The organism is Devosia sp. MC521 (genome assembly GCF_014127105.1).
Taxonomy (GTDB): Bacteria; Pseudomonadota; Alphaproteobacteria; order Rhizobiales; family Devosiaceae; genus Devosia.
Genome location: NZ_CP059902.1, coordinates 707,511 through 719,910 on the forward strand (window position 1 = coordinate 707,511; position 12,400 = coordinate 719,910).

Annotated in this window: 13 protein-coding genes; 7 read left to right on the forward strand and 6 right to left on the reverse strand. The window is 57.5% G+C overall.

From position 1 onward, the window contains the following. Positions 1–17: 17 nt before the first annotated feature. Genes H4N61_RS03390 through murQ form a run of 4 tightly spaced genes read right to left on the reverse strand, consistent with a single transcriptional unit; the run spans position 18 to position 4,152 of the window. Complete coding sequence (locus tag H4N61_RS03390; RefSeq protein WP_182395006.1) at positions 18–1,676, reverse strand: ABC transporter substrate-binding protein; 1,659 nt, start codon at positions 1,674–1,676, stop codon at positions 18–20. Positions 1,677–1,704: 28 nt separating this feature from the next. Further along, entirely contained in the window at positions 1,705–2,730 is a 1,026-nt protein-coding gene (locus H4N61_RS03395) for a glycoside hydrolase family 3 protein (RefSeq protein ID WP_182395007.1), read from the reverse strand. Between the two features lie 5 nt (positions 2,731–2,735). Further along, entirely contained in the window at positions 2,736–3,224 is a 489-nt protein-coding gene (locus tag H4N61_RS03400) for a GNAT family N-acetyltransferase (protein ID WP_169194584.1), read from the reverse strand. Position 3,225: 1 nt separating this feature from the next. Continuing rightward, positions 3,226–4,152 carry an N-acetylmuramic acid 6-phosphate etherase gene (gene murQ, locus H4N61_RS03405; RefSeq protein WP_169194585.1) on the reverse strand — a complete coding sequence of 309 codons (927 nt, stop codon included), beginning with the start codon at positions 4,150–4,152 and terminating at the stop codon, positions 3,226–3,228. A gap of 110 nt (positions 4,153–4,262) precedes the next feature. Here murQ and H4N61_RS03410 point away from each other — a divergent pair, with 110 nt between their 5' ends. The 7 genes from H4N61_RS03410 to H4N61_RS03440 all read left to right on the forward strand — a co-directional run bounded on the left by H4N61_RS03410 (position 4,263) and on the right by H4N61_RS03440 (position 11,137). Then, positions 4,263–5,111, forward strand: coding sequence for a MurR/RpiR family transcriptional regulator (locus H4N61_RS03410; RefSeq protein WP_169194586.1), 849 nt, complete (start codon positions 4,263–4,265; stop codon positions 5,109–5,111). Positions 5,112–5,254: 143 nt separating this feature from the next. Next, entirely contained in the window at positions 5,255–6,316 is a 1,062-nt protein-coding gene (gene ugpC / locus H4N61_RS03415; protein ID WP_169194587.1) for a sn-glycerol-3-phosphate ABC transporter ATP-binding protein UgpC, read from the forward strand. A gap of 49 nt (positions 6,317–6,365) precedes the next feature. Beyond that, a complete protein-coding gene (locus H4N61_RS03420; protein WP_182395008.1) occupies positions 6,366–7,607 on the forward strand; it encodes an extracellular solute-binding protein in 1,242 nt (413 codons plus the stop codon). 127 nt (positions 7,608–7,734) lie between these two features. Beyond that, positions 7,735–8,655, forward strand: coding sequence for a sugar ABC transporter permease (locus tag H4N61_RS03425; protein ID WP_169194589.1), 921 nt, complete (start codon positions 7,735–7,737; stop codon positions 8,653–8,655). Next, on the forward strand, positions 8,652–9,527 hold the full coding sequence (locus H4N61_RS03430; protein ID WP_169194590.1) for a carbohydrate ABC transporter permease: 876 nt from the start codon (positions 8,652–8,654) through the stop codon (positions 9,525–9,527). The genes H4N61_RS03425 and H4N61_RS03430 overlap by 4 nt, the downstream gene beginning before the upstream one ends. Beyond that, positions 9,528–10,193, forward strand: coding sequence for an N-acetylmannosamine-6-phosphate 2-epimerase (locus tag H4N61_RS03435; protein ID WP_169194591.1), 666 nt, complete (start codon positions 9,528–9,530; stop codon positions 10,191–10,193). Then, complete coding sequence (locus H4N61_RS03440) at positions 10,190–11,137, forward strand: BadF/BadG/BcrA/BcrD ATPase family protein (protein ID WP_182395009.1); 948 nt, start codon at positions 10,190–10,192, stop codon at positions 11,135–11,137. The genes H4N61_RS03435 and H4N61_RS03440 overlap by 4 nt, the downstream gene beginning before the upstream one ends. On the opposite strand, the gene H4N61_RS03445 is transcribed toward H4N61_RS03440, so the two are convergent. Continuing rightward, entirely contained in the window at positions 11,134–11,496 is a 363-nt protein-coding gene (locus H4N61_RS03445; protein ID WP_182395010.1) for a hypothetical protein, read from the reverse strand. The genes H4N61_RS03440 and H4N61_RS03445 overlap by 4 nt on opposite strands. Further along, positions 11,489–12,367, reverse strand: coding sequence for a hypothetical protein (locus H4N61_RS03450; RefSeq protein ID WP_182395011.1), 879 nt, complete (start codon positions 12,365–12,367; stop codon positions 11,489–11,491). Before H4N61_RS03450 ends, H4N61_RS03445 begins: the two co-directional genes overlap by 8 nt. Positions 12,368–12,400 lie beyond the last annotated feature (33 nt).

The window sequence follows — 12,400 nt, forward strand, 5'->3', positions numbered from 1 at the left end:
CTCCCTTTTAGTGGTGATTACTGAGCGACCGGGTCGAGGTCGAGCAGCTGCAGAACACGCGCCGGGTTAGCGTTCGAGACAACAGGCGAGTACTTCGGATTTTCGGCATCAGCCCAACCCGTGAAGCGCTTGGTGTTGTACTCGTAGAACGATGGGCTGTTGTAGAGCGGCACGATTGGCAGCGCTTCAGCAATGATCAGCTGAATCTTGTCCATCGCGGTCTTACGAGTGGCCGGGTCCTTGCTCTGCTTGTATTCAGACAGGAGCTTGGAAACCTCTTCACTCGACCAGTGTGGTGCGGTGAAGCGCGACTTGCCGAAATCATCCGGGTTGTAGGAACGGATGTACGGGAAGTACGGGTCGGCAGCCGATGCCAGTGCGTTCAGCGTCATGGAGTATTCGCCCGAGATCAGCGCTGCGGTCCACACGGCGGCTTCTGGCGTGCTCATCTTCACGTTGAGGCCAGCCTGCTGCATGGTTTCCATGGAGATCTGAACCGCGTCGATCCAGTCGGTCCAACCGTTTGGCACCATGAAGTCGATTTCGAGCTTGGAGCCATCCGGATTGTCACGGAAGCCATCATTGTCGGCGTCAACATAACCAGCTTCGTCCAGAAGAGCGACGCCAGCGTCATAGTTGAATTCGCCGTATTGGCCGAACTGTGCCTTCACTTCCGGATTGCCGAAGGACGCATAGAGTTCGCCTAGGCCCGATGGATCGCCATTGACCAGCGGATAGCCATAGCCAGCGATGTCGACGATGGTCTGACGGTCAATGATCATGCTCAGCGCACGACGGAAGTTGACGTCGGTGTAAGCCTTACGAGCGTTCTCGTCTGGCGAAACCTGGCTCATCTGCAGCGAGACGAGGCTCGATGGGGTGAACCAATATTTGTGGTGTTCCGGGTCCTTGGCAACAAAGGTGTTGTCGATGTCCGGGATGAAGCTGGTTGCCCAGTCGAGCGAGCCTTCAGCGAGAGCCGCGAGAACCTGCGGGTTGTCGGCCAGCTGCGGCATGCGCAGGCAGTCAACGGCAAGGTTGTCATTGTCCCAATAGTGCGGGTTACGGCACTGTTCGTAGACGTTCGGGGTGAAACGGGTGATTTCGGTCATTGGACCGGAAGCCACAGGGGTTTCATTGGCGAAGGTCACCGGATCTTCAATCGACGCCCAGATGTGCTCGGGCACGATCGGCATGTCGACGATGGTGTTAGCGATCAGCGAGTTGGCTTCCTTGAGGTTGAAGCGAACGGTGCGATCATCGACCTTTTCAACCGAGTTCAGCTGCTGGGTGACCGAGATGAAATCGAGAGCCGGGAACTTGGCGATATAGTCATAGGTGAAGATGATGTCGTCAGCAGTGAGGGCTTCACCGTCCGACCACTTGAGGCCTTCACGCAAGGTGAAGGTTATCGACATCAGATCGTCAGCCAGCTCAAAGCTTTCGGCAAGACGGAAGTGCGGCTCGTTGCCGTTCAGGCGATTAAATACCACCAATGGCTCATAGATGAAGTGGAGCGTGGTGAAGCGGGCAGATGTCTGACCGAATGGATTGAAGTTGCGAACAAAGGTTGTCGTCTGTTCCGACGAGATGGTCAGCACGTTCTGCGCAAAAGCAGGCGCAGCCATGGTCAACACTGCTGCGGACGTTGCCGCGAGAAGCATGAGCTTCTTCATTTTCAGTCTCCTTGTTTGGCGGCTCGCTTTAGGCGATGCCACTCTCCCTGAAAATTTCTTCAACCTCGGCATGGAGCGCTTGTACGTCCACGCGAGTAGTCCCCAGTCTGGCTTCGGCGCGAGCAATGCGCTTCAGACTTACCTCGCTCAACGGACGAGCAGCTTTGCATGCAGCTTCGCTTTGAGAAAGGTCGCCCTGACTGTGAAGGGCGATATCGTAACCGGCATCGAGCGCGGCAGTGACGCGACTGTCCCATGTGCCTGAGAGGGCGTCCATGGTGAGGCAGTCGGTGGTCAGAACGCCGTCATAGCCGAGAGTATTGCGGATGAGATCACAGACTTTCGGCGAGATTGACGCCGGCAGGTCTGGGTCAATCCTGGTGAAAATCAGATGCGCGACCATGGCCCAAGGCGTGTCCTTGAGTCGCATAAAGGGCAGGAAGTCTGTACCCATGAGATCGGCCACATCGGCATGCACCACGGGCAGATCGTGGTGCGGGTCGACCTCAACGCGGCCATAGCCGGGGACATGTTTCATGATCGGCATAGAGCCAGTCTCGAGCAGCGCATCGATAGCGACGCGCCCGAGAACGGCGACGATTTCCGGATCAGAGCTGAACGTGCGCGAGGAAATGATGGCGTGCGTCCCGGCGCGAGCGAGGTCGACCACGGGGGCCGTTCCGGAGCCGATATGCATTTCGCTCATCATCGAGCCCATCGCTAGATGGGATTGACGCAGCGCATGCTTGGCTAGGTCCAAATCTATTTTTGCCAATTGGCCGAAGTGACCTAGCGGACGGAATAGGGGCCAGTTGCCATTGTCGAGGCGCTGCACGCGCCCGCCTTCCTGATCAATATAGACCGGAGCATTGTCGCGCCCAACAGCTTCTCGGAACTGGGCGACGAGACGGCGAACCTGGTCATTATTCTGCACATTGCGCTTGAACAGAAACAGGCCAAACGGATTGGCTTCTTTGAAAAACGCGACCTCATTTTCCGACAACTCAGGGCTGGGCATGCCAACGAAAAGTGCGAGTGGAGTTGAGGTCGACATAGATACTAGTCCTCGACGAGCGGCTTCTTAATCCGAAGCAGCCCTTGGTAAATGTCTTCGTTGTCAGAGGGGATGGGTAGGGCGCCTACCGCATTTTTATAGAAATCGATCGGTCCAGCCGAGCCAATCACCGCATAGGCGTAGCCTTGGGCTTTCATGGCGACGAGTGTGCGATGGAATAGCGCGAGGCCAATGCCTTTGCCGCGCTGGCTTTCGTCAACGCCCGTTGGCCCAAAAAAGCCCTTGGCGGTCGCATCGTAGCAAGCAAAGCCGACGAGCTTGCCGTCAACAATAGCTACGAGGCACCCCGGCGGCTGATGCGCCATGGCCACTGTCAGTTCACTGACCCAGTATTCAGAAAAATGCTCACGCACCCAATTCTGAATAATATGCATTTCCGGGGGCAGGGCGACCCGAATGGTCGCCTCCACACCCGTAGTGCGCTCGCCAAGCTCTTCTAGTTTGCGACTATAGAGGTTGACCAGAAGGTCCATTTCAGTCCGCCTTGTTCTCGCTGACAGCGCGACGGAGGAAGCCATCTGCACTTGTCAGAGCAGTTGTCGCTGCATCCTTATCGAGGCCAGTAAGGGCCATCAGAATAGCGAGCTTAACGTTATTGCCTGAACGGTCGAGATAAATTTCAGCTTCGGCAGTATCGAGGCCGGTCACTTCGCCGATGATACGCACCGCACGGGCAGCCAGCTTTTCATTGCTCACTGACACGTCGACCATGAGGTTTTCATAGGACTTGCCGATACGGATCATGCTGGCGGTTGTCAGCATGTTGAGCACGAGCTTCTGCGCGGTGCCCGACTTGAGACGGGTCGAACCGGTCAATGATTCTGGGCCAACCAGCGGCGAGATCGCGATGTCAGCCATGTTGGCGATTGGCGAATTCGGATTGCAGGTGAGCGAAACGGTAACGGCACCGAGCGACTTGGCATAATCCAGCGCGCCGATAACATAAGGGGTACGGCCGCTGACGGCGATGCCGACGACAACATCATTGGCAGTGGCGTTCACACGAACGAGATCGCGCTGACCTTCGCTGCGATCGTCTTCCGCGCCTTCGATGGGATAACGCAGGGCAGTGTCACCACCCGCGATAATGCCAACCACCATAGTGTCCGGCACGCCGAAGGTTGGTGGACATTCAGAGGCGTCGAGAACACCAAGACGGCCCGAAGTGCCTGCGCCCATATAGATCAGGCGCCCGCCCTTGCGGAACGCATCAACAATGCGATCAACGGCTTGGGCGATCTGTGGGAGTTCGTGTCGTACAGCTTCCGCAACCTTTGCGTCCTGCGCGTTCATCGCGGCAAGAATCTGCTCGGTCGACATCAAGTCGATCTGCATGGTTTCCGGATTGCGAGCTTCCGACACGAGGTGCTCAAGTTCTGCAATTAGGGTGCTTTTGGACATCGTGCCTTCACTCATGGATTGATTTGATGCTAGGAGCGAATATTCCGGCTGTCAATCAAACTTGGAATTATGTATTCCATATGTGGAAACGATGATCGTGGGGAGCGAGCATGTCAGTTCTCAGGTTGTTAAGTGCCCATTTGGACACGTTAACGCAGGCTGATCGGCAGATCGCACAATTCATTATAGACCAGCCTGAACAGATGTTGGCGCTATCCTCTTCAGGCCTAGCGGAGGCAACGGGGCGTAGCCAATCCGCGGTCGTTAAGTTCAGCCAGAAACTCGGCTATTCCGGTTATCAGCAGCTCAAGTTGGCGGTGAACAAAGCCAAGGCGATGGAATGGCAGGCGCCCGGTGGCGTCATCCACGGTTCGATCGATTCTGCCGATAACTACATGACTATTTTGCAGAAGCTGATCGGTTCTAAGCTTCTGTCCATGCGCGAAACCACGGCCGCAAACTCCGAGCAAACCATTGATCTGGCGCTTGAGGCTTTGCATGGCGCCAACCGCATCCAACTCAGCGGTGTTGGCGCATCTTCCCTTGTGGCGCGGGACTTTTCTTACAAGCTGATGAAGCTTGGACGTGTCGTTATGCTCGACAACGACACCCATATTCAGCTGGTGAACGCGGCAAATCTCACAAAGGACGATGTCTTTGTGGCGCTGTCCCATTCCGGCCGTAGCTTGGAAACCCTGCGCACGGCGGAAGTTGCCAAGAAACGCGGTGCAACGGTCATTTCGGTGACCGGCCTGCAGCCAAACCCACTGATCGATCTGGCCGATATTCACCTCTTTACGGTGGGTGATGAAGAACGCGTGCGCTCGTCAGCAATAACCTCGCGCGACGCCCAATTCATTCTCACAGATATGCTTTTCATCCTGCTGTTACGCCGCCAGCCAGGATCGACCGATTACATTCAGGGCAGCGAGTCAGCCGTGACGATCCTTAAAGTCTGAACTGTCGGAATTCGTCGTCTGGGTTGTAATTTTATATTCTTGACACATGTGGGTTTGTGGAATTTACTATTCCAAGATCACATGTCCTAAGTAGGACGTTGAAAGACCCGGGAAGTCTTTCTGAGGTGTAGGGGAGATTTAACGTGGCTCAACTTTCGCTACGTGGCATCAAGAAAAGCTTCCGAAGCGTTGACGTCTTGCATGGCGTTGATCTTGAGATTGGCGATAAGGAATTCGTCGTCTTTGTCGGTCCCTCGGGCTGCGGCAAGTCAACACTCCTCCGTTTGATCGCTGGTCTCGATCCGCTCACCGGCGGTGACTTCTATCTCAACGGCCAGTTGATGAATGACGTGCCTCCGTCCAAGCGCGGCATCGCCATGGTGTTCCAGTCCTATGCGCTCTACCCGCATATGGATGTTTACGAGAACATGGCCTTTGGCGCGCGCCTCATGGGGCTAAGCAAGGAAGAAGTCGAAAGCCGCATTGCAGAAGCAGCCCGCATGCTGCGCCTAGAGCCGCTGCTGAAGCGCAAGCCGCGCGAACTCTCTGGTGGTCAGCGCCAGCGCGTCGCTATTGGTCGCGCCTTGGTGCGTAAGCCAAGCGTCTTCCTGCTCGATGAGCCACTTTCTAACCTTGACGCGGCGCTGCGCTCGGAAGTTCGCCTCGAGATCGCTCGTCTACATCGCCAGATTGGCGGTACGATGATTTACGTGACCCACGATCAGGTTGAAGCGATGACGCTCGCCGATAAGATCGTGGTCATGAACGCGGGTCGTATTGAACAAGTCGGCTCCCCGCGCGAGCTGTATGAAACGCCGGCTAATACGTTCGTCGCGAGTTTTATTGGGTCGCCGCGCATGACGCTCGTTGACGTGGTGCGCGCCGGGGATAGGCTTGAGCTCGCCGGGAATGGCGGCTCCGTCTCTGTTGGTGAGCTGCCCGCGGGCGATGAGTTTAAGCTGGGCCTGCGTTCTGACGCTGTTGGTCTCAGCCGCGATATCACAGCTGCGGGCTTTGCCGCGCACGTGGTTTACACCGAATACCTAGGCGACAACGCCTATGTGTATGTCCGCCTAGTCGATGGCACCCTGCTGGCTGCTCGCACCGGGCCGGACGATCTCTATCAGCCCGACACCGCAGTAACCGTGACGGTGCTGCCTGGTAGCGCGCATCTGTTTTCCGCAACGGATGGTCGGCGCATTTAGCTCCGGCCAAGTACCATTTTAGTAGGTCGATTTCATTGGGAGGGAACTCATGAAGACCAATATGCTCCGCATCGGTTCGGCACTTGCCGCCATGCTGATTGCTGCCCCGTCTTTCGCTCAGGACCTGACATTCTGGTCCTGGCGCCAGGAAGACAAGGCCGCTTACGAAGGCTTTATCAAGACCTTCGAAGCCGCCAACCCGGGCATCACCGTCAAGTTCGAAACTTTCGAAGCGACGAACTACAACACCATTCTCGCCACCGCACTGGCTGGCGGCACCGGTCCTGATATTGCTCAGGTTCGTGCCTATGGTGGCCTCGAAAACCTCGCAGTGGGTGGCTATCTTGAGCCGCTGACCGTTGAGAACGTTCCTGCGATTGCCAACTTCAATCCAGCCGCTCTCAAGGCTGAATCGATGCGCGCTGACGGCACTCTGTATGCGATCCCATTCGCATCGCAGACCCAGCTCGTCATCTACAATAAGGCGATCTTCGACCAGCATGGCATTGCTGAACCGACCACTTGGGAAGAGCTGATTGCTGCTTCGCAGAAGCTCAAGGACGCTGGCGTTATTCCATTCGCCAACGGCACCGCAACGGCTTGGCAGAACGAAACCGTCACCTTCGGTCTTGGTTCGACCCTGTTCGGTCGCGCTTTCTATGATGAGCTGGTCGCTGGCACCACCGACTTCAACGATCCGCGCTTCACCGGCGCGCTCGGCGATATCGCAGCACTCGCCAAGGACTATTTCCCAGAAGGCTTCATCGGTCTCGACTATCCGTCGATGCAGCAGCTCTTCGCTTCGGGCATGGCGGCAATGTTCGTCGGTGGTTCGTATGAACTCTCGACCTTCAAGACCATGAACCCAGACATCCAGACCGGCATGTTCGCCGCTCCGGGCAAAGCCGCTGACGACGAAAAGCTCGTCGCCATTTACTTCGACGGTGGCTATGCCATCAACGAAGCTGGCAAGAACAAGGAAGCATCCTTCAAGTTCCTCAACTACCTCGCTTCGACCGAATTCGGTCAGGCTATGGCTGATGAGCTGAAGACCCTTTCGGCTGTTCCAGGCGTGAAGTTCGAAACCGAAGATCTGGCTGAAATCAACGAGCTTAACCAGAACTCGATTCCTTACCTGATGCTGGCACACTTCCGCTTTGGCGAACCTTCGGGTTCGGTCCTGATCCAGGCCGAAATGCAGAAGCTGTTCTCGGGCGAAACCACTCCGGAAGCTATTGGTGAAGCGCTCACCACCGGTCTGGCTGCTTGGTATGAACCGTTCAAGAAGTAACTCTTGATCCCTCGCACCGAGGCTGTGCCTCGGTGCATCGGCATGCACCTGCCCTTCCTCTCCCGCTGGTCGGGGGAGGCAGGGCCAGCGCATAGAGCCTGACTATTAAGCCCAAGCGAGCACCAAAATGCCTCAACTCCGTATGACCGGTCGCGGTCTCTGGATCACCATGCTGATTGTGCCGCCGCTGGCTTTCGTGGCGCTCTTTATCGTCTATCCAATTCTGTCCGCCTTCGCCTATTCCTTCTTTGATTGGCAGGGGCTGAAGCGCGGCGACTTCGTTGGTCTTGAAAACTTCCACACGGTGCTCTTCGTCGAGCCTTACCGCAGCTGGACAATGAATGCCTTCAAGAACAACGTCATAGTATTCTTCGCGCTGATGGTGCTGCAGAACGGCTTGGGCTTCATCCTCGCCTATGCGCTATGGCGTGAACTGCCCGGCGCCCGCTTCCACCGGATCGCCGTCTTCCTGCCCGTGGTGCTCTCGACCATTATCGTGGCTTACCTCTTCAAGCTCTTCTACCATCCAATGTTCGGCGTGGTGAATTTGACGCTGAAGTCGGTAGGATTGGGCTGGTTGGCACAACCCTGGCTCGGCCAGTCGGGCACGGCCCTGTGGTCGATCATTGTCGCGCAGGCATGGCATATGGTTGGTTTCCCAACGCTCGTCTTCCTTGCGGGCATGCAGCGCATTCCGGGCGAAATCCTTGACGCCGTCCGCATGGAAACCGAGAGCGAATGGGTGAAGATCACCAAGGTCGTGTGGCCGCTGGTCGCGCCATCCGCGACAATCGTTTTCACCTTGCTCTTCGTGGGCGCATTCAACTGGTTCGAGCTGCCCTACATCATGGCAGGCCTTGATGGGTCGCCGTTCGGTTCCTCGGACGTGCTCGGCCTCTACTTCTACCGAACCGCCTTCGGCAACGTCTCTGCCGGTCAACAGGACTTTGGCCTTGGCAGTGCGCTGGCTGTGCTCATCTTCGTCTTTATTGCGGTCGTGGCTGCTGTCATCACCACCCGCCTGCGCGCTCGTGAGATCCAGATATGACCTCTGCTTCCGCTGCTGCCGATAACAAATTCTATCAGCGTAAGGGCCTGCTCGGCACCTTGGGGCGTGATGGTCTGTTGCAGGTCATTCTGATCGCCAACACCATCATCATGCTCGGACCGATCGTCATCATGGTCTTCTCGGCGTTCAAGACGACGCCGGAAATCTTCAAGTCGCCTTATGCTCTGCCGGACTTTGGGCAGATCGCCAATTTCATGAAGATTTGGACGCAGACCAATTTCCTGCGCTATCTGATGAACTCGTTCATCGTCACCGGCTCGTCCATGGTGCTGATCCTGACGCTCGGGACTATGGCCGCCTATGCGCTGGGGCGCTATCAGTTCAAAGGCTCGACCTTTATTCTGATGTTCTTCCTCGCGGGCCTGACCCTGCCGCTGAAGCTAGCGATCATTCCGCTTTTCATGTTGTTGCGTGATCTGCAGATCCTCAACAATCAGCTCTCACTGATCTTCGTCTATACGGCGATGGGTCTGCCAACGACCATCTTCATTATGACCGGCTTCATCCGCACGCTGCCCAATGAGCTCGAAGATGCCGCCCGTATGGATGGCGCTTCGGAAGCGCGGATCATGTGGTCGATCATGCTGCCTCTGGTGCGTCCGGCAATGGTGATCGCTGCCATTCAGAACGTCGTGCCAATCTGGAATGACTTCTTCTTCCCGCTGGTCTTTATCCAGAATGACGATCTGAAAACCCTGCCGCAGGGTCTCACCACCTTTATGGGCGAATACACGACCGATTGGGGTGTGCTCTTCGCGGGGCTGACCCTCTCCGCTGCGCCGATCATTCTGATCTACATCATTCTTTCTAAGCAGTTCATCGCTGGCATGACTTCAGGCGCGGTTAAATAAGTGCACCTTCCAAAAGGCCTCGTCGTTTCTTGCCAGGCGCGTGCGGATAATCCTCTGCACGGGGCTGTCTTTATGGGCGCTATGGCGCTTGCGGCTCGCGACGGTGGTGCTGTCGCGGTGCGAGCCAATGGCCCGGCCGATATTGCGGCTGTCAAAGCTGCGGGTCTGCCGGTGATCGGCATTCACAAGGTGTTTGCAGACGACCGCCCGGTCTACATCACTCCTAACTTCGAGGCCGCTGCGGCTATCGTTGAGGCGGGGGCGGAGGTTGTGGCGCTCGATTGTACCGAGCGCCCGCGTCATGGCGAACATCCTAGTGTTCTCATCCGTCGAATTCGGGACGAGTTAGGTGCCGAGGTCTTTGCCGATATTTCGACGCTGGATGAGGGACTGAAGGCGGCAGATTGGGGGGCGACTTATCTCGCCACCACGCTTTCTGGGTACACCGAATACACCCAGCCTAAGCCAACTGAGCCAGACTATCGGCTGCTCGAAACATTGGCGGCCCAGCAAACGCTTCCGGTGATTGCCGAGGGGCGCTACAACACACCTGACCTCGTTCAGCGCGCCTTCAGCGCTGGCGCTCACGCAGTTGTTGTCGGCACCATGATTACCAATCCGCGCGAAATTACCCGAGCCTTTGTTTCCCAAGGCGTCCCCACATGAGCACTGCGGTGCACCTGGGGCTGGACATTGGCGGCACGGCCAGCCGCTGGGTCGCCGTGAATGAAACCGGTGTTGAAGTAGCGCAGGGCAAAACTTCCGGCGCGACGGCGCATCTGTTCAACCCAGCCGAAAAGCTACGGATCACTGCTGCCTTCGAAGCTATAACTGCCGAGGTGACAGCTGCTGGATATGCGGTTCAGTCGCTGACGGTCGGTATGACCGGTTTTGGCTCGGCAGTGCGCGACGATATGCTGGTGCTGGTCTCTGGCATTTTTGCGCTACCCAGCGACGCTATTGTGCTGATCGACGATATTGTGCTGGCCTATATGGGGGCGTTTGCGCCGGGTGAGGGGCACCTCATCTCTGCCGGTACCGGCTCGATTGGGGTGCATATTGCGGCAGGTGACGCACCCAATATTCGCGTTGGTGGTCGAGGCATCCTCATCGATGATGGCGGGTCGGGCAGCTGGATTGCACTGCGTGCGCTTGATGCGCTCTATCGCCAGATCGACCGGCTCGGTCCTGCGGCTGAAGCGAGCCCGCTCGGCAAACGCATGTTCGAGCTTGTCGGCGGGCAGGGCTGGGACTTTGTTCGCAGCTTTGTCTATGCCGGGGACCGTGGCCGGATTGGCCAATTGGCCGTCGGCGTGGCGCGGGCGGCCGATGACGGCGATGAGATTGCGCGGGGCATTCTCGTTCGTGCGGGGCAAGAGCTTGCCGCTTTGGGCGAGGCGCTCATTGCGCGGGTAGGTCGTAGGCCTGTGGGCTATGTTGGCGGCGTGCTCAATTTGCACCCGATAATTTTCGACACCATCCGCGCCTCGCTGCCCGGTTCCGATGTCACGCGTCTTGAGACCAATGCGGCTTTGACGGCGGCGCGGCTGCAGTCAAGTGGTGATGCTGCGTGGAAAGCGACGCTAACGCATAAGCCGACGCTCGGTTAGCCCCAAGGCCCCGGCGTGGTGTTGCTTGTTGGTGCGCCTTGCGGCACGGCGACAACGCTGACGGCGCAGATGGCATTTCGACCGACATCAGCGAGCATAAAGAACTCGGCCATTTGCGAGCGCAATTGCTCGTCGCCCTGGCCGAGGTTTTCAATAAGCGTGAGGATCGAACGACCAAAGCCATTGGCGGTGAGAAGTGATGCGAGCTTTTGGCTGTCGCTGCCCTCGCCAAGGGCGAGGATCAGGCGCGCGCCCGGTTCGACCGCGCTGAGGGCTGTTTCTACAGCTTGTGCGCGGAGATCGAAGGTTTTCACCTCATCCAGGTCCCACACGAGCTTTGCGGCAGCGAGTTCAAACAAGCCCCAACTCCCGGGCAGATGCAATAAGAGCATCACTGGCGTTGTCGATCATTAGCACAGAATGAGGCGCGAGACGGAGAGCAGGGATAGAGTCCGCGCTGGCCGCTTGGGCGAGATTTTGTAGGGCGGATACCGGCACACCGTCTTTGGGCAGGCGCAGCGCAAAGCTCATATCGCCACTGCGGAGTCCAATGCGACCGAGGCGTGGGGCCTCTGTGGATGTTGTTCTGGCGGAATAGGGCACGAAGAGATCGCTGGCGCGGGCCTCGGGGCCGAGAGCGGCGAGGGCGCTGAGCAGAGCCAGAGTTGTCGACACCGCAGTATCGAAATCCACGGTTTGCGGTTTGCCGCCGCCAATGGTGACGGCCCAGAGATCATCGTTCTGCGCTGTAACTCCTACATCGGCGTCGAGGCCATCAAGCGAGATAGCGCCCTTGCCGTCAACGATGAGGTGAACCGTATTGCCGAGGCGGGCGGCGAGAGGCGCAGTGCGCTCTTTTAAAACAGCGACAAGGCGTGCCGTAGCAGGCGCTTCGCTCGCGTCAAGGCCGAGCAGGGGGCTGTGATCGGCGAAAAAGGCGGGTTCGGCGTCGACGGTCGCAAGAATGGCGTTGCGAATGTCTGGGGTGAACATCTCGGGCGAGAGGCCGGAGATTTCCAATGTGCCGCGCGAACAAATGCCAATGCGGGCGTCGCCTAGGGGGAGCAAAATCTCGCTGAGCTTTGAGACCTGTACTGGCGTGAGTACGTGGCCAGAAATGGGCAGGCGAAACAGCAGCCCGTCGGCTGTGAGCAAGGGTTTGAAAATGCTCGGATAGTCGCCACGTTGGCGTGCATCTTCTGGGCTGGTGATAAGTTCGCTAATGGCCATGGGCGCGTCATAGCAAGCTTATTCGGCCAACAC

Bases quoted from the DNA above. Each gene is read 5' to 3' on its own strand.
- H4N61_RS03400 (WP_169194584.1), bottom strand. From the start codon at position 3,224: ATGGACCTTCTGGTCAACCTCTATAGTCGCAAACTAGAAGAGCTTGGC.
- H4N61_RS03390 (WP_182395006.1), bottom strand. From the start codon at position 1,676: ATGAAGAAGCTCATGCTTCTCGCGGCAACGTCCGCAGCAGTGTTGACC.
- murQ (WP_169194585.1), bottom strand. From the start codon at position 4,152: ATGTCCAAAAGCACCCTAATTGCAGAACTTGAGCACCTCGTGTCGGAA.
- H4N61_RS03450 (WP_182395011.1), bottom strand. From the start codon at position 12,367: ATGGCCATTAGCGAACTTATCACCAGCCCAGAAGATGCACGCCAACGT.
- H4N61_RS03420 (WP_182395008.1), top strand. From the start codon at position 6,366: ATGAAGACCAATATGCTCCGCATCGGTTCGGCACTTGCCGCCATGCTG.
- H4N61_RS03410 (WP_169194586.1), top strand. From the start codon at position 4,263: ATGTCAGTTCTCAGGTTGTTAAGTGCCCATTTGGACACGTTAACGCAG.
- H4N61_RS03425 (WP_169194589.1), top strand. From the start codon at position 7,735: ATGCCTCAACTCCGTATGACCGGTCGCGGTCTCTGGATCACCATGCTG.
- H4N61_RS03440 (WP_182395009.1), top strand. From the start codon at position 10,190: ATGAGCACTGCGGTGCACCTGGGGCTGGACATTGGCGGCACGGCCAGC.
- H4N61_RS03395 (WP_182395007.1), bottom strand. From the start codon at position 2,730: ATGTCGACCTCAACTCCACTCGCACTTTTCGTTGGCATGCCCAGCCCT.
- H4N61_RS03430 (WP_169194590.1), top strand. From the start codon at position 8,652: ATGACCTCTGCTTCCGCTGCTGCCGATAACAAATTCTATCAGCGTAAG.